The organism is Agrobacterium tumefaciens (genome assembly GCF_005221325.1).
In the GTDB taxonomy this organism is placed as follows: Bacteria; Pseudomonadota; Alphaproteobacteria; order Rhizobiales; family Rhizobiaceae; genus Agrobacterium.
Genome location: NZ_CP039888.1, coordinates 2,548,310 through 2,565,230 on the forward strand (window position 1 = coordinate 2,548,310; position 16,921 = coordinate 2,565,230).

Annotated in this window: 15 protein-coding genes; 9 read left to right on the forward strand and 6 right to left on the reverse strand. The window is 57.9% G+C overall.

What is annotated here, in order from left to right:
- Positions 1–14: 14 nt before the first annotated feature.
- Complete coding sequence (locus tag CFBP5499_RS13000) at positions 15–740, forward strand: outer membrane lipoprotein carrier protein LolA (RefSeq protein ID WP_175416720.1); 726 nt, start codon at positions 15–17, stop codon at positions 738–740.
- A gap of 160 nt (positions 741–900) precedes the next feature.
- Positions 901–1,704, forward strand: a complete 804-nt coding sequence (locus tag CFBP5499_RS13005) for an exodeoxyribonuclease III (protein WP_080827045.1) — start codon at positions 901–903, stop codon at positions 1,702–1,704.
- Positions 1,705–1,719: 15 nt separating this feature from the next.
- On the opposite strand, the gene CFBP5499_RS13010 is transcribed toward CFBP5499_RS13005, so the two are convergent.
- Both CFBP5499_RS13010 and CFBP5499_RS13015 read right to left on the reverse strand, forming a co-directional pair.
- On the reverse strand, positions 1,720–2,175 hold the full coding sequence (locus tag CFBP5499_RS13010) for a cyclic nucleotide-binding domain-containing protein (protein ID WP_080827555.1): 456 nt from the start codon (positions 2,173–2,175) through the stop codon (positions 1,720–1,722).
- 139 nt (positions 2,176–2,314) lie between these two features.
- Positions 2,315–2,998, reverse strand: coding sequence for a response regulator transcription factor (locus CFBP5499_RS13015; protein ID WP_003505216.1), 684 nt, complete (start codon positions 2,996–2,998; stop codon positions 2,315–2,317).
- Between the two features lie 183 nt (positions 2,999–3,181).
- On the opposite strand from CFBP5499_RS13015, the gene CFBP5499_RS13020 reads away from it, so the two are divergent.
- Positions 3,182–3,685 carry a L,D-transpeptidase family protein gene (locus CFBP5499_RS13020; protein ID WP_130932517.1) on the forward strand — a complete coding sequence of 168 codons (504 nt, stop codon included), beginning with the start codon at positions 3,182–3,184 and terminating at the stop codon, positions 3,683–3,685.
- Positions 3,686–3,757: 72 nt separating this feature from the next.
- Here the strand turns inward: CFBP5499_RS13020 and CFBP5499_RS13025 are convergent, their stop codons facing one another.
- Complete coding sequence (locus CFBP5499_RS13025) at positions 3,758–4,327, reverse strand: CarD family transcriptional regulator (RefSeq protein WP_003505223.1); 570 nt, start codon at positions 4,325–4,327, stop codon at positions 3,758–3,760.
- A gap of 541 nt (positions 4,328–4,868) precedes the next feature.
- Here CFBP5499_RS13025 and CFBP5499_RS13030 point away from each other — a divergent pair.
- Positions 4,869–9,629, forward strand: a complete 4,761-nt coding sequence (locus CFBP5499_RS13030; protein ID WP_080827044.1) for an NAD-glutamate dehydrogenase — start codon at positions 4,869–4,871, stop codon at positions 9,627–9,629.
- Positions 9,630–9,731: 102 nt separating this feature from the next.
- The gene (locus tag CFBP5499_RS13035; protein WP_080827553.1) at positions 9,732–11,108 is read left to right on the forward strand and encodes an MFS transporter; all 1,377 of its coding nucleotides are present in this window, start codon (positions 9,732–9,734) and stop codon (positions 11,106–11,108) included.
- A gap of 60 nt (positions 11,109–11,168) precedes the next feature.
- Here the strand turns inward: CFBP5499_RS13035 and phaR are convergent, their stop codons facing one another.
- Complete coding sequence (phaR, locus tag CFBP5499_RS13040) at positions 11,169–11,744, reverse strand: polyhydroxyalkanoate synthesis repressor PhaR (RefSeq protein ID WP_080827043.1); 576 nt, start codon at positions 11,742–11,744, stop codon at positions 11,169–11,171.
- A gap of 243 nt (positions 11,745–11,987) precedes the next feature.
- Between phaR and CFBP5499_RS13045 the strand changes: the two genes are divergently transcribed.
- The 4 genes from CFBP5499_RS13045 to bfr all read left to right on the forward strand — a co-directional run bounded on the left by CFBP5499_RS13045 (position 11,988) and on the right by bfr (position 15,096).
- The gene (locus CFBP5499_RS13045; RefSeq protein ID WP_080827042.1) at positions 11,988–13,169 is read left to right on the forward strand and encodes an acetyl-CoA C-acetyltransferase; all 1,182 of its coding nucleotides are present in this window, start codon (positions 11,988–11,990) and stop codon (positions 13,167–13,169) included.
- 171 nt (positions 13,170–13,340) lie between these two features.
- On the forward strand, positions 13,341–14,066 hold the full coding sequence (gene phbB / locus CFBP5499_RS13050; protein WP_080827552.1) for an acetoacetyl-CoA reductase: 726 nt from the start codon (positions 13,341–13,343) through the stop codon (positions 14,064–14,066).
- Positions 14,067–14,333: 267 nt separating this feature from the next.
- Entirely contained in the window at positions 14,334–14,645 is a 312-nt protein-coding gene (locus CFBP5499_RS13055) for a (2Fe-2S)-binding protein (protein WP_080600126.1), read from the forward strand.
- A complete protein-coding gene (bfr, locus tag CFBP5499_RS13060) occupies positions 14,611–15,096 on the forward strand; it encodes a bacterioferritin (RefSeq protein WP_130932496.1) in 486 nt (161 codons plus the stop codon). The genes CFBP5499_RS13055 and bfr overlap by 35 nt, the downstream gene beginning before the upstream one ends.
- Positions 15,097–15,138: 42 nt before the next feature.
- On the opposite strand, the gene CFBP5499_RS13065 is transcribed toward bfr, so the two are convergent.
- Both CFBP5499_RS13065 and CFBP5499_RS13070 read right to left on the reverse strand, forming a co-directional pair.
- Positions 15,139–15,651, reverse strand: a complete 513-nt coding sequence (locus tag CFBP5499_RS13065; protein ID WP_080827040.1) for an RNA pyrophosphohydrolase — start codon at positions 15,649–15,651, stop codon at positions 15,139–15,141.
- Positions 15,652–15,695: 44 nt separating this feature from the next.
- Complete coding sequence (locus tag CFBP5499_RS13070) at positions 15,696–16,895, reverse strand: divergent polysaccharide deacetylase family protein (protein WP_080827039.1); 1,200 nt, start codon at positions 16,893–16,895, stop codon at positions 15,696–15,698.
- Between the last annotated feature and the right edge of the window lie 26 nt (positions 16,896–16,921).

The following is a 16,921-nucleotide window of genomic DNA, read 5'->3' on the forward strand; positions in this document are numbered from 1 at the left end:
CACGCTTTCACGTCATGAAGCCGCCGCGTTTTATGCGGACAATCGCTGCGATGAAGGAGAACAGAATGAACGACCTGACCACCGGCGAAACGGCCAATGCAAGTGCTGCGCAAAATGGCGTGACGCGGCGTGGGGTGCTGAGAGCATTTTCCATGGCTGCGGTCATCGCGGGCCTGTCGCCGCTCAACGCATTTGCTCAGGCAGGCGGTAATACCGCAACGGCGCAAAAAATCGCCAATCATTTCTCTTCCGTCAAAACCATGATGGGTGAATTTGTGCAGTTCGGCCCGCGCGGCGAACAGACCGGCGGCAAGTTCTACATCGAGCGGCCTGGCAAGCTTCGCTTCAATTATGAAGACCCCTCGCCCATGCGCGTCATCTCCGATGGCAAGAATGTCGTCATCGGTAACATGAAGCTGAAGACATGGGATCTTTATCCGCTGTCGAAGACCCCGCTCAGCCTGCTTCTCTCCGACAAGATCGATCTCAGCAACCAGAAGGTTCGGGATGTAAAAGAAGAATCGGACCTGACCACAATCGTTTTGGGCGACAAAAGCGTGTTTGGCGATTCAACCATCACCCTGATGTTCGATCCGAAAACCTTCGATCTGAGGCAATGGACGACGACCGACGCCCAGAACAAGGACACGACGGTCATGATCTTCAACGTCCAGACCGGCGTGAACCTCGATGAACGTGTCTTCAACATCAATTATGAGGAAGTGCGCAAGCGCGGCTGACACTCCTCGCCCATGCAAGCTCTTCGAAAGGCGGCTCTCAGGTCGCCTTTTTCATTTTGCCGCTAAAATACATTCCCGTTTTCGTCGCGATGTTATAAGCCTGCGCCCCGGAACCATACCTCGAAGCTCTGCTTCGAGGTGATAGAAGCGGAGCCCATGCATGTCGTTTTCGATAACCACCTGGAACATTAATTCGGTCAGGCTCAGAATGCCGATCGTCGAGCAGTTTCTGGTGCGTTACAAACCCGACATTCTTTGCCTGCAGGAAACGAAATGCCCGAATGGCGAGTTTCCGATGAAACCACTGAAAGCGCTCGGTTACGAGCACGTCATCATCCATGGCCAGAAAGGCTATCACGGTGTGGCGATCGCCTCGAAAATCCCGCTGACCGAAGATCACCGGCAGGACTATTGCGGCATCGGCGATGCGCGGCATATTTCCGCGATTTTCCAGGTCGGATCGCGCCGCGTGCGGCTGCATAATTTCTACGTTCCGGCCGGCGGCGACGAGCCGGATCGGTCGATCAATCCGAAATTCGGCCACAAGCTCGATTTCATTGAGGAAATGAAGGCGCTGCGCGCCGATGGCCTGCCCGGAACCTCATCCATTCTCGTCGGCGATCTCAACATCGCACCGCTTGAAAATGACGTCTGGTCGCACAAGCAGCTTCTGAAGATCGTCAGCCACACGCCCGTCGAAACGGAAGGCATGCTGGATATCATGAAGAAGGGCAACTGGCTCGATCTGATGCGCCTGAACGTGCCGGAGACGGAAAAGATCTATACCTGGTGGAGCTACCGCGCCAAGGATTGGGAAGCCGCTAACCGCGGTCGCCGTCTCGACCATATCTGGTCCTCACAGGATCTCGGTTCCTCGCTTGAAAAAATCGAGATATTGCGTGAAGCCCGCGGCTGGAACCGGCCGTCGGACCACGTCCCGGTCACGGCTCATTTCCGCTTCTGACCAACGGAGCTGGCGTCAGACGAAGCGGTTCTGCAAACGGGCCGCACCCGCCGCCAGCGACGCAATATTATCGCGAATGCGCGCCGACACGATATCGGCAACCTCCGGAAACTCCTCCACCAGCCGGTGAAAGAGGATGCGCGTTATCCGGATGACCTCGGAATCTTCCGCTGCAACGGCGGTGAACTTCCTCTCGCAGAGAGTGAAAAGCGCCAGCTCCGAAAGCAGCGCACCCTTGCCGGGAGTCGCCTGCAACAGGGGTTTGCCGTCCCGCCCGGCCGTGAACAGTTCGAAATGACCCGATGTCACCGCAAAGGCGCATTCTGCCGGCGAATGTTCCCGGAACAATGTCTGCCCGGCGGATACCCGGCGGCGTTCCGCACCGAAGGCGATAAGCCGCAACTGATCGTCGCTGAACCCCGCAAATAACGGCACTTGCCCCAGCAGAATGATATCGTCCGTCAAGGCCATGTCGATCACTACTCCGGAAAGCCGCCTGCATCACTATAGCGGTTTTCCAATATCGGTCCTCAAAATACAAGACGTTGAAACGCCGCGCATCTTTTCAGGAGGCGCGGCGTGAGTTTTGCAGCGATGAACGAGCCCGGTCTCAAGGAACGATCTTGTAACCACCGTTCTCGGTCACCAGGATTTCGGCGTTGGAGGGATCCCGTTCGATCTTCTGGCGCAGACGATAGACATGCGTTTCGAGCGTATGCGTCGTCACACCGGAGTTGTAACCCCAGACCTCTTCCAGCAGAACATCGCGCGTTACCACCGTGCTGCCGGCGCGATAGAGGTAACGGATGATTGCCGCTTCCTTTTCCGTCAGCCGGATTTTTTTGCCGTCTTCGGTCGTCAGCAGCTTCTGGCTGGGCTTGAACTGATAGGGACCGACGGTGAAAACCGCATCCTCGCTCTGTTCATACTGGCGCAGCTGCGCCCGGATGCGTGCCAGAAGCACGGCAAAGCGGAACGGCTTCGTCACGTAATCATTCGCGCCCGCTTCCAGCCCGAGGATCGTATCGGAATCGGTGTCGTGCCCGGTGAGCATGATGATCGGTGCCTTGAAGCCGCCCTTGCGCAACAGCTTCACCGCTTCACGGCCGTCCATGTCCGGAAGGCCGACATCCATGATCAGAAGATCGACCTGGGCGGTTTTGGCAGTCTGCATCGCCTGCGCGGCGTTTGCACCGCTCAGAAGCGAGAATTCCTCATAGGGAGATAATTGCTCGGTCAGCGTCTCCCGAAGATCGTCGTCATCGTCCACCAGAAGGATAGTGCGAGCCGTCATTCGGATTCTCAGCCTTTCTTTCTTTAATCGTCAGCCAATTCAGCGATTTGCCGGTAAAAGGTCAACCCATTGCCATCATATGATGAAGTGCTATGACTTCACGTTAAATAACCTGCAAAGCAAAATCTCGTGAAAAACATGAGCAAACGTCCCCCGGAACAACGTAAACGCGTATCGACGCTCATGGTTCGGCCGGCCCCCATGAAAATCAGCCGGGCGATCGTGCAACTTGGGCATCTCACCTTTCACGCCGCCATCGGGCGCAATGGCCGCACCATGCTGAAACGCGAGGGAGACGGGAAATCACCGATTTCCGTTACCCGCCTGCTGCACGGATTTTATCGCGGCGATCGCATTTCCGCTACTGCAACTGCATTGCCAATGCAACGAACGCTAAAGTCCATGTTGTGGTGCGACGAGCCTGGCAATCCCAATTACAACAGGCTGGTAAAGGCACCCTTCACGCCAAGCCATGAAGAAATGATGCGTAAGGACGGCCTCTATGACGTCTGTCTCGTGCTGGACTGGAACATCACCTCGAGAAGCCGCAACCGCGGTTCGGCGATCTTCATGCATCTGATCCGGCCGGGATACGAGCCGACTGCGGGCTGCGTTGCCCTCCACCCTCGCGACATGCGGCGCATCCTGCCCCATATGCGCAAGGGTACGAAAATCCGTATCCTGTGATTTGCCTGCAGCCGATAAGACAACAAAAAACCCGCCATCAAGGCGGGTTTTTTTAGAAGGAAAAGGCCGTTATCAAGCGGCTTCGTCCTGAGAATCGTCCTCTTCAACGGTCTTGCCACGCTTGGGGCCCTTGGCAAGGTTGACTTCCACCAGGCGAACAGCCTCGGTTTCGGACATCTTGTTGACGGCGGCGATTTCGCGCGCCATGCGGTCGAGAGCAGCTTCGTAGAGCTGACGCTCGGAATAGGACTGCTCCGGCTGGTTTTCCGCACGATAGAGATCGCGTACAACTTCCGCAATCGCAATGAGATCGCCGGAATTGATCTTCGCATCATATTCCTGGGCGCGGCGCGACCACATGGTCCGCTTCACACGCGCCTTGCCCTGCACCACTTTCAGCGCCCGCTCGACAAAATCGCCTTCGGAAAGCTTGCGCATGCCGATGCTGACGGCTTTGGCGACGGGAACCTTAAGACGCATCTTGTCTTTTTCGAAATCAATGACAAAAAGCTCAAGCTTCATGCCGGCGACTTCTTGTTCCTCGATGGCAGAAATGGTACCGACACCATGAGCGGGATACACAATCGCTTCACCGGTTTTAAAACCGTGATGTGCTGGAGATTTCTTCTGCTGGGTCGTCATTCGTTCTAAAAACTCCCTGTTACATACCCGGGGATGCCGGGGTTGGGTCGGTCAGGCCCTGATGAGACGGGGGAACCGTCAGGTGACTCCGCACTGGTCCAGCCGTGCACGCAAAAACACACCTACCCGTCTTACGGGGTTCGATAACGTAAACGCTCGATATGTCACGGAAACCGCGTGCAAAAGAGGTGTTGCTTTCGTGGTGTTTTTGGGCACACAAATGCCACGCTGTGGATCAGTGTCGTTGGTGTACCACAAAAATAGGCGCAAATCAATAATTTGCTTCGACCGTGGCCGCAACATCACATGGCAGCTCTAGAACCGCCTAAAATTTAGCCGCTAAAATACTGTCAAATGCTTCGCGACAGACCCTCATGGCAAAAGAAGCAAAAAAATTTCACTTACCGACTGAAGAAACACGAAAGCCTCTTAAACTCTTCGTAATTCCACGCCAATATCCGATTCGACTGAAAAGGCAAATTCCGTAAATTGGCGGTGCTTTTTTATATTAAAGTGTGATTTTTGGAGGAATCCACGTCAAATGGGCTACAGAAACAATCCAAAACGCGAAAAACAGATCGAAAAAGCGCGCCAGCAGGCAATTGCCGAAAATGTCCAATTTCTTGATCCAGGTATTCTTTATGGAAGGGCGAGCGCCGACGATATAGAATATTATTCCGCCGAGATGCTGGCGGCCAGCGCAGCGCACAGCTTCGAGGCGCTTTCACACTGGACCGGAGAGACACCCCACATCAGCATCACCCAGGTGGAGGGCGTTTCGCCGCGGGATATTCCGGTCACGGTTCTGACCATTATCGGCCGCAACATGCCCTTCCTTTACGATTCCGTGATGGGCGAAGTCACCAGCAGCTATCGCGGCCTTTACCTCGCCGTGCACCCCATCCTCGTTCGCGATGACGATGCGCAGGCCGGTTACCGCCTTGCCGAACCCGAGGACGATCCCGCCGAAAATATCAGCCTCATCCAGCTGCATATCGCGCCGCTGACGCAGCAGACGGCCTCAGCGCTGGAAGAGCGGCTGCGCTTCGTGCTGACGCAGGTGCAATCCGCCTATCGCGACTGGCGGCCGATGCTGGCGAAGCTCGATGAAGCGCTGGACGAATTGTCGAAGCGCGGCTCGTCGCGGCGCAAGACCGAACGCACGGAAGCCGTCGAATTCCTCAACTGGCTTCGCAACGACAATTTCACCTTCCTCGGCATGCGCGACTACACCTATTCCGGCAAGGGAAAAAACGCCAAGATCGAGCGCGGTGATGGCGTCGGCCTCGGTAGCCTCAGCGACCCGGATGTGCGCGTGCTGCGCCTCGGCAAGAATGCCGTGACGACGACGCCTGAAATCCTCGCCTTTCTCGACGGCCCGGATTTCCTCATCGTCACCAAGGCGAATGTGAAATCCATCGTGCACCGCCGCGCCTATATGGATTATATCGGCATCAAGCGCTTTGACGAGGACGGCAATGTCATCGGCGAATTGCGCATCGTCGGCCTCTTCACGGCAACGGCCTATACGCGCTCGGTCAAGCAGATACCGCTGCTGCGCGCCAAGGTTGCGGATGTCGAGCGGCATTTCGGCTTCGACCCCAACAGCCATTCCGGCCGCATCCTGCAAAATACGCTGGAAGCCTATCCGCGTGACGATCTCTTCCAGATCGAGACTGACCTCCTGATCCGCTTCATCGAGCAGATCATGGAACTGAGCGACCGTCCGCGCGTGCGGGTTCTTGCGCGTATCGACCGTTTCGACCGCTTCGTTTCCGCCATCATCTTCGTACCGCGCGAGGAATATAATTCTTACGTCCGCGAGAAGATCGGTGACTATCTGAGCCGGGTCTATGACGGGCATATCTCCGCTTATTATCCCGCCTTCCCGGAAGGTGCGGTCGCCCGCGTGCATTTCATCGTCGGCCGCACGGAAGGCAAGACGCCGCGCATCGCTCAGGACAAGCTTGAAGATGCCGTCAGCGATATCGCGGCGCGCTGGATAGACCATTTCGTCGCCCTCTCCGAACCGGGCGCGCCGGTACTGGACGTCGATCAGGCCTACCAGGAGGCCTTCACGCCCGAAGAAGCGATCGGCGACATGCCGGACATTCTGGCGGCCGCCAATGGCGATCCGGTCCGCATTGAATTCTATCAGCAGGAAGGCCAGTCGGCCGACACGCTGTCGCTGAAAATCTTCCACCGGGATGGCCATCTGCCGCTTTCGCGCCGTGTGCCTCTGCTCGAAAATCTGGGCTTCAACGTCATCAGCGAACGGACCTTCGATATCGGTGTCGTTTCGGAAGGCGAAAAGCGCGACATCGTGCTGCATGACATGGAACTGTCAGTCGCAGCCGGCACGACGCTCGACCTACCGCATTACGGACCGAAACTGGAGGAAGCCTTTCTCGCTGCCTTCTCCGGCAAGGTGGACAATGACAACTTCAACCGCCTGATCCTCGCCGGCGGCCTGACCGTGCGCGAAGTCTCCGTGCTGCGTGCCTATGCCCGGTATCTGCGCCAGACCGGCATCGTCTATTCGCAGGAGCATATTTCCGAAACGCTCTATAAATATCCTGATATTTCCCGGAATATCTTCGCGCTGTTCAAGGCTGGTTTCGATCCATCCGTCGAAGAAAAGAAGCGACTGAAGAAACTCGCAGAGATTCACAAGGCCATCGAAGCGGCGCTAAGCGGCGTCCCTAATCTCGACGAGGACCGCACGCTGCGGCGTTACGTCAACGCCATCGATGCGACGCTGCGCACCAACTACTTCCAGAAAAATGCCGATGGCACGCCGCGTGACCTCCTGGCATTCAAATTCGATCCGAAACATCTGGATGGCCTGCCGGATCCCCGCCCCTTCCGCGAAATCTTCGTTTACGGAACCGAGGTCGAAGGCGTGCATCTGCGTTTCGGCAAGGTGGCGCGCGGCGGTCTACGCTGGTCGGATCGCGGCCAGGATTACCGCACCGAAGTGCTCGGCCTCGTCAAGGCGCAGCAGGTGAAGAACGCGGTCATCGTGCCTGTGGGCGCCAAGGGCGGCTTCTTCCCGAAGAGCCTGCCCGTCGGCGGCTCCCGCGACGAGGTGTTTAATGCCGGTCGTGAAGCCTACAAGACCTATATCCGCACCCTGCTCTCGATCACCGACAATATCGTTGATGATGCCATCGTGCCACCGGCCGATACGTTGCGGCTTGATGGCGACGACCCCTATTTCGTCGTTGCCGCCGACAAGGGAACGGCCACCTTCTCCGATACGGCGAACGGCCTTGCCCATGACGCCGGTTTCTGGCTGGACGATGCCTTCGCATCGGGTGGCTCCGCCGGTTATGACCACAAGAAGATGGGCATCACCGCGCGCGGCGCATGGGAAACGGTAAAACGCCATTTCCGTGAAATGGATACCGATATCCAGACCACGCCATTCACCGTGGCCGGTGTGGGCGACATGTCCGGCGACGTTTTCGGCAATGGCATGTTGCTGTCAGAAAAGATCAAGCTGATAGCGGCCTTCGATCACCGCGATATCTTCATCGATCCGGATCCGGATACCGACAGATCCTTTGCCGAACGCAAGCGGCTTTTCGAACTGCCGCGTTCCAGCTGGCAGGACTATGACCGTTCGACCCTCTCGGCCGGCGCGATGATCATCTCGCGTTCCGAAAAATCGGTGACGCTGACGCCGGAAGCCGTCGCCGCCATCGGCCTCGACAAGTCCGTCGCCACACCCTTCGAGATCATGACCGCCATTCTGAAGGCGCCGACCGATCTTCTCTGGTTCGGCGGCATCGGCACCTACATCAAAGCGGCGGTGGAAACCAATGCCGAGGTGGGTGACAGGGCAAACGACCCGATCCGCGTCAATGCCACGGAGCTGCGCGCCAAGGTCATCGGCGAAGGCGCCAATCTCGGCATCACCCAGAAAGGCCGCATCGCCTATGCGCTTGCGGGCGGGCGTTGCAACTCCGACGCCATCGACAATTCGGCAGGTGTCAACTCCTCCGACGTCGAGGTCAATATCAAGATCGCGCTGGCGTCCGCCGTCAACAGTGGTCGCCTGACGATGCCGAAACGTAACCAGCTTCTCGCTTCCATGACGCCTGAAGTCGCGCAGCTGGTGCTGCGCAACAACTACCTGCAATCGCTGGCGATCTCGCTGACGGAGCGGCTGGGGCTGGCGAACCGCGAGGAACTCGGCCGCCTGATGGGTGCGCTGGAGGCCAGCGGGCAGCTGAACCGCAAGGTGGAAACCCTGCCAAACAATGCCGAGTTCAATGAAAGATACGCCTCCGGCAAGCCGTTGACCCGGCCGGAAATCGGTGTGCTTCTCTCCTATGCCAAGCTGACCCTGTTCGATGCGCTGGTGGCAAGCTCGCTTCCGGATGAGCCCTATCTCCAGCATCTGCTGCTCGACTATTTCCCGGCCAAAATGCAGAAGAACTATGCTGACGATATCAAGGCGCATCGCCTGCACAGCGAGATCGTCGCGACCGCCCTTGCCAATGCCGTCGTCAACCGTGGCGGCCCCGGCTTCGTGCAGAAACTTGGCGATGCCAGCGGCCTGCTTGCCGCCGCTGTCGTCAAGGCGGCGGTGATTGTCGAGGATGGTTTCGGCCTCAAACGCCTTTGGGGTGAGATCGATGCCCTTGACGGCAAGATCGGCGGTGAGGTCCAGAACGGACTTTATGCCACCATCACCCGCATCTTCTCCGATGCAAGCAGGCTTTACCTGCAAACCGGCAGCGCCGGCGCGGCAACGGGTGACATGGCGAGCGAGATCGATCGCCTGAAAACCGCGATCAAGACGCTGTCGCCGGCAGCGGCGAAATATCGCCGCGAGCTGGGCGTCACGGAAATCGCCGGTGTGCCCTCCGCTCTTCTAGAGGAGCTGGATACGCTTTCGCTGCTTGTCTATGTGCCTGAAATCATGCGCATTGCCGAAAGTGCCGGGACGACGCTTGCCCGCGCCGCCGAAAGCTACGCCACCGTGTCCACGACATTCCGCGTTGCGCGTCTGCTGGATGCCAGCCAACGCATCACGCCGGCGGATCATTATGAGAGTCTGGCTCTCCTGCGCAGTCAGGACCAGATTTCTTCATCGAGACGCCGCATCGTCATTTCGGCGCTGACGGAATATGCCAAGGAAAAGGACCCGGTTCAGGCCTGGTATGCGGCTGACCGCGTGCGCGTCAACCGCATCGTCTCCGAACTCGGCGCGCTCAGCGAAAGCGGCGACACCAACCTTGCCCGCCTCACCGTGGCGGCGGGGCTGCTTTCCGATATCGTTCAGGCACGCTAAGCGGAAATCTCAAAAATGCCATCCGGGACATCGGCCCGGATGGCGGCCAACGATGTGAACGGCCGATATCACGAATTTCCCGATTATCCGATAGGACGACGAATGACTGCCCCCTCCCAGAACGCGGAAACAGTGGTTGCCAAACGCGGCATCTGGGGTTGGGTCATGTTCGACTGGGCGGCGCAGCCCTTCTTCACTGTTGTCACCACCTTCATTTTCGGCCCCTATTTCGTCGCCCGCCTCACCGATGATCCGATTTCGGCGCAGGCGACGTGGAGCAACATGGCGACGGTCTCTTCGATCATCATCGCCCTCTTCTCCCCCATCCTCGGCTCCATCGCCGATCAATCCGGCGCACGCAAACCGTGGATCGCCTTTTTTTCCGTCATCAAGATCGTCAGCCTGTTTTTCCTCTGGTTTGCAGCGCCGGGGTCGCCGATCATCCTGCCCATCATCTGCATGATCCTCGCTTCCATCGCGGCGGAATTCTCGATTGTCTTCAACGATTCCATGATGCCACGGCTGACCAATCCGCAAAACGTCGGACGCATTTCCAATCTTGCCTGGGGGCTCGGTTATCTCGGTGGCATGGTGGTGCTGATTGCCGTGGTGGCGCTTCTCGCCGCCAACCCGCAGACGGGGCTGACGATTGCCGGCATCAAACCGCTTTTCGGCCTCGACCCGGCCACCGGCGAGGACGCCAGAATAACCGGACCGTTTGCCGCGCTCTGGTATCTTGTCTTCATTCTGCCGATGTTCCTGTTGACCCCGGATGCCGAAAAGGGTCTGCCATTTGCAGCCGCGATCCGCTCTGGACTTGGCGAACTGAAGATTACGCTCCGCGAACTTCGCTACCGCCCCACGCTGCTGCGGTTCCTGATCGCGCGCATGCTTTATCAGGATGGCGTCAATGGCGTGCTCATCCTCGGCGGGGCGTTTGCCGTCGGCATGTTCGGCTGGGCGACAATGGAAATCGGCCTCTTCGGCATCCTGCTCAATGTCGTCGCCATCGTAGGCTGCATTGCTGCCGGCCGCGTCGATCAGAAACTCGGTTCACGCATCACCATCCTCATCAGTCTGGTGCTGCTGCTGCTCGCCACGCTCGGCATCGTCTCGACGGAGAAGGCCTCCACTCTGTTCGGCTGGATACAATTATCGACGACGGATAGTGGCGGCATCTTCGCGACAGGCGCGGAAAAGGCCTATCTGCTCTATGGTGTGCTGATCGGTCTTGCTTTCGGGCCCGTTCAGGCCTCGTCGCGCTCTTATCTCGCTCGCAATATCACCGTGGCAGAAGCGGGCCGTTATTTCGGCATCTATGCACTTTCCGGGCGCGCCACGAGTTTCTTGGCAACGCTGTCATTTTCCATAGCAACCACTATAAGTGGCTCCGCCCATATCGGCATGGCCACGCTCATCGTGTTCCTGGGGGCTGGGTTCCTGCTGTTGCTGCGCGTGCCGGAAAGAACGGCAGGCTGAACGTCTGAAGCAGCAGCCGATGCGGTTGTTCAATCCAGCATCGGCCCGGATAAGACAGGATCAGAGCTGGTCGAGTTTTTGCTGCAATGCGCGCAGCTGCGCCTTCAGCTCATCGATTTCAGATGCATTCGGCTTGCGGGTTTCCTTCGGCACCTGCGGCATTGCGAAAGGCGTAAAACCCTGCATCGCCTGCCGGAAGAGTTCCGTGTTGCGGCGAATCTGCTCTTCCATCATCTGCAGCGGCGCCTGGAAGTTTCGGGCAAGCGAACCGTCGCCGAACGCCTTGGCCATATGCTCCTGCATCTGGCTCTGCTGATCGGAGAAGGTCTTCATCGAATGTTCGAGAAATGTCGGCACGACCATCTGCATCTGGTCACCGTAATAGGAAATCAATTGCCGCAGAAACGCCGTCGGCAGCAGCGTATTGCCGGTTTTGGCTTCTTGCTCAACGATGATCTGCGTCAGCACCGCGTGGGTGATATCCTCTGACGACTTGGCGTCCTGAACCTTGAAGTCCTCGCCGCGCTTGACCATCTGCGCGAGGTCGTCGAGCGTCACATAGGTGCTCGTGCCGGTATTGTAGAGCCGCCGGTTGGCATATTTTTTAATGATTGTTTCGCCGTCGTGTTTCGCCATGCCCGCCTCCTCGCGATGATGGTATTTTCTTGTTTTTTGTTTTTCTTGCTCTTCCCGGCGCAAAGTGTATGCGCAAAACGCGCCGTCTGACAAATGTTTTGTGCATCGCAACAGTTTGTTTTTTGCGCAGCAATTTTTCGCAAGATTCTGGCGTGATTTAGCAACATCTTTTAAAGCAACTTTCGGCATTTGACTTGTATTGAAAGCTTTGCCAGTCTCCGCCCGCATGTGAGGAGAATAGAGATGACCCTGCCTTCAATCGTGATTGCCAGCGCCGCGCGCACCGCCGTTGGCTCTTTCAACGGCCACTTCGCCAACACGCCCGCCCACGAACTCGGTGCCACCGTCATCCGTGCGGTGCTGGAGCGCGCCGGTGTTGCGGCCAATGAAGTGGATGAGGTCATCCTCGGCCAGGTTCTGACGGCAGGCGAGGGGCAGAACCCGGCGCGGCAGGCAGCCATGAAGGCGGGCATTCCCCAGGAAGCAACCGCCTTTGGCATCAATCAGCTCTGCGGTTCGGGCCTGCGCGCCGTGGCGCTGGGCATGCAGCAGATCGTGACCGGGGATGCGGGCATCGTCATTGCCGGCGGCCAGGAATCCATGTCCATGGCACCCCATTGCGCCCATCTGCGCGGCGGCGTGAAGATGGGCGACTTCAAGATGATCGACACCATGATGAAGGACGGTCTGACCGACGCCTTTTACGGATACCCGATGGGCATCACCGCCGAAAATATCGCCCGCCAATGGCAGCTTTCCCGCGACGAGCAGGACCAGTTCGCGGTCGCCTCGCAAAACAAGGCTGAAACCGCCCAGAACGCCGGCCGTTTCACTGACGAGATCGTGGCCTTCACGGTAAAAGGCCACAAGGCCGATATCGTCATCGATGCGGACGAACATATCCGTCACGGCGCATCGCTCGAAACCATGGCCAAGCTGCGCCCCGCCTTCGACAAGGAAGGCACGGTCACGGCCGGTAACGCCTCTGGCCTGAATGACGGCGCAGCCGCCACGCTTCTGATGTCGGAACAGGAAGCGGCAAAGCGCGGCATCAAGCCGCTGGCGCGTATTGCCTCCTGGGCGACGGCCGGTGTTGATCCGCAGATCATGGGCACCGGCCCCATCCCCGCCTCTCGCAAGGCGCTGGCCAAGGCCGGGTGGTCGATAAACGATATCGGCCTCGTCGAGGCCAACGAAGCCTTTGCCGCCCAATCCTGCGCGGTCGTGCGCGAGCTTGGCCTCGATCCTGATATCGTCAACGTCAATGGCGGGGCGATTGCCATCGGCCATCCGATCGGCGCTTCCGGTGCGCGCGTCCTGAATACGCTGATTTTCGAAATGCGCCGCCGCAACGTGTCGAAGGGTCTCGCAACACTCTGCATCGGCGGCGGCATGGGTGTCGCCATGTGCATTGAGGCGCTCTGAAAACCCTCGCCCGGCTTCCCAAAAAGCAATTCCGGTTCGGCGGACAATAGGGTAGAAGCGGCCTCCCATTGGCCGTATTTTTGTGGCCGTTGAGCACGACGAACGAGTTCCGCAATAGGATAGGAGCGCGCGCATATTAAGGCGCTTCTTTGACAGGTCATGGAGGCCGATATGAGCCGGGTTGCTTTGATTTCCGGCGGGACGAGCGGCATAGGTGCCGCAATCGCCCGCGCTCTGCAGGCAGCCGGCTACCGTGTGGTCGTCAACTACGCCTTCACGACGGACCGGGCGGAAGCATTCCAGAAGGAAACCGGCATTCCCGCGTTTCAGTGGGATGTTCGCGATTACGACGCCTGCGTCGATGGCATCACGAAGGTGGAAGAAACCTTCGGACCGGTCGAAGTGCTCGTCAACAATGCGGGCATCACCCGCGACGCGATGTTTCACAAGATGTCGCCGCAGCAATGGCGAGAGGTGATCGACACCAACCTCACCGGCGTCTTCAACATGACGCACCCCGTCTGGCCGGGCATGCGCGAGCGCGGCTTCGGCCGCATCGTCAACATCTCCTCCATCAACGGCCAAAAAGGTCAGGCGGGACAGGTTAATTATTCCGCCTCGAAAGCGGGTGATATCGGCTTCACCAAGGCGCTTGCCCAGGAAGGCGCCAGCCGCAACATCACCGTCAATGCCATCTGCCCCGGCTATATCGGCACGGAGATGGTGCGGGCGATACCGGAAAAGGTTCTGGCCGAACGCATCGTTCCGCAAATTCCCGTCGGCCGGCTGGGCGAGCCGGAGGAGATCGCACGCTGCGTCCTGTTTCTGGTGTCGGACGAGGCGGGCTTCATCACTGGCTCGACGATGACGGCGAATGGCGGTCAATATTTCGCGTGAGCGCACAGTAATTCCGGCACCGCACCTTCGGTGCCGATCACGTTTTCGTGATAACGCAACCATAAATTAGTAACTTCTCATTGATTCAAATATCAATTTTTTATCATTGCCAATCGCTAAACAACTGAAAATACGATATTTTTTATCCAGTTTAGAAATAGTCTAAAATACACATTCCCGTCAGGCTCAGATGTTTTTCTTGACAGTTACTGTCCTGTTTTGGTTTAAGAATGAAAACAACGTGTTGCGTCATACAGGCAGTCCATCATGCTGGTTTGCAGCTGCAATTACATTACCGATCACGATATCCGGGACGTCATCAACGAACTCCTCGATGAGGACTGTTGGCAGCTTATCGTTCCTGCAAAAGTGTATCACGCCATGGAAAAACGCGGTCGCTGCTGCGGCTGTTTTCCGACCGTTGTCGACCTGATCATCAAGACCACAGAAGAATATCACGCCCGTCGCCACTCGACTGAGGCCGATGTTTTTGATTTTATGTCCCGCCTGAAGCGATTCCATGAAGAGAACAGGAGAGCGGACATTGAAAGGCGACAAAAGAGTCATCGAGCGGCTTAACGAAGCCCTTTTTCTAGAACTCGGTGCAGTAAACCAATATTGGCTTCACTATCGACTTCTGAACGATTGGGGTTACACCAAGCTCGCAAAGAAGGAGCGCGCTGAATCCATCGAAGAGATGCAGCACGCCGACAAGATCATCGATCGTATTATCTTCCTCGAAGGTCATCCCAACCTTCAGACCCTTGCTCCCCTGCGCATCGGCCAGAATGTCAAGGAAGTGCTTGAAGCCGATCTGGCTGGCGAATACGACGCACGGACCTCTTACAAGAAGTCGCGCGACATCTGTTCCGAGGCCGGAGACTACGTCTCCATGAAGCTGTTTGAAGCCCTGCTGATCGACGAAGAAGGTCATATCGACTTCCTCGAAACCCAGCTCGATCTGCTCGGCAAGATCGGCGTGGAAAAATATGGTCAGCTCAACGCCGATTCCGCCAACGAAGCGGAATAAGCACTGGCGACAGAACGGAGAAGGCGGCCTTGGCCGCCTTTTTTATTTGCCGGAAAGGTGCTGGAACTCCGCCACGACCTTTTCATAGACCGCGCGCTTGAAGGGCACGATCAGTTCCGGAAGGCTTTCCATCGGCTTCCAGTCCCAGGCGTCGAATTCGGCGGAGTGCCCGGTGGGCGGCGGATCGATCTGGATTTCGCTTTCATCGCCCTCGAAGCGGAACGCGAACCAGCGCTGCGCCTGGCCGCGATATTTGCCCCTGAGGCCGATACCGATCAGTTCGGGAGGCAGATCATAGTGAATCCAGTCGCTCGCCTCCGCAAGCAAGGTCACTGTCTTCATGCCCGTCTCTTCGTGGAGTTCACGAATGGCAGCCGTCAAAGGTCGTTCGCCATCATCGATGCCGCCCTGCGGCATCTGCCACAATTGCGGTGAGCCATCATATTCGGAGTTGCCTTCCTTTATGCGCCGGCCGGCCCAGACCAGACCCTGGGCGTTCAGAACCATCATTCCCGCACAGGGACGGTAAGGCAAATCTTCTGCTTTGATTGTCATGGGAAACCCGCACTGTCTGAGCGCCGGAATGGCGCAAGCAAGGTTTACTGCCCCGCCTGCCCGGAAACAAGCGCAGAAACACCGACAATCTCGATGCCGCGTCCGCCAGCCTCGCGTGACCATTTTGAGATCGCCGCTATGCTTTCATCGAATGCCGACGCCACGCCGATCGCCTGGCCGTTGCGGCGCGCAATCCGCTCCAGCTCGTCCAGCTTGCGCAGAATGGAAGCTTCGGTCACTTCTCCGTCGAGCAGAACATCGGCAAAACCCTGCGGCGCGGAAATGGCTTTCGCAATCCCGCCGCTCAGTGACTGGGCCGAGGAACCATCATCCAGAAACAGCAATCCACGTTTGCCGATATCACGCATGACCGGCTCCAAGGCAGACTGCTCGGCCAGGAAACGTCCGCCGAGATAATTCATGATGCCGGTATAATTGGTGATTTTCGCCATGGAGCGATGCAGCCGGTCAATATTGACCTTGGCAGGGTCGCCCGCCAGCAAGGTGTCAGGACCGGGATTGGTGCCGGGATAACCGAAGGGTTCCAGCGGTATTTGCAGAAGGATTTCATGCCCTTGCCGGCGCGCGTCCTGCATCCAGCGTTGCAGACTGTTGCCGCTGGCGGCAAAACCGAGCGTCACCTCGGCCGGCAGCTCCCGGACCGCCTTTTGCGAACCCGTCTGGCTGAGGCCGAGACCGCCGACCACAATCGCCACACGGGTGCCGCGTGCGCCGGACCATGGGCGGGCATATTGCTCCATGGGCCGAAGGCCATCCGTGCCGACAACGGGCAATTGACCAAAGGCAGTTTCCTCCAGCAGTTCCTCATTGGGCCGCGTCGCCATACGCGGATCCTGACCATAGGTCTGGCCGCTCATCAGCACCGGCCCGTCACTGTCACGGGGCCGGGGAGAATAGACCGATACGACATTACCATCAGGCATGGTCGCACGATTGATATTGGCACCGGAGCGGCCGCCTTGCGGCTGCAACCCCACAGTGTCACCCGCAACAGGCACATCGGCCGGCGCCTTTTCAGGGGGCTTCTCGGCAAGCTGCGGCTGTATGTCCGGCCCCGCCGCTGTTTTCTGCAGATTACCGGGCGACAGCGCCGTATAGATGGACAGGCCACCGATCGACAGAACGGCAAACACCGACAGAAGCATAATGACGGAAAAGCGCCGGTTGATACCGACGCTTTTTTTCTGACGACCCAGAAGCGGTTTTCGCAGGTCCGAAGACAATGAACGATCCGTCCAAATGGTTGGGC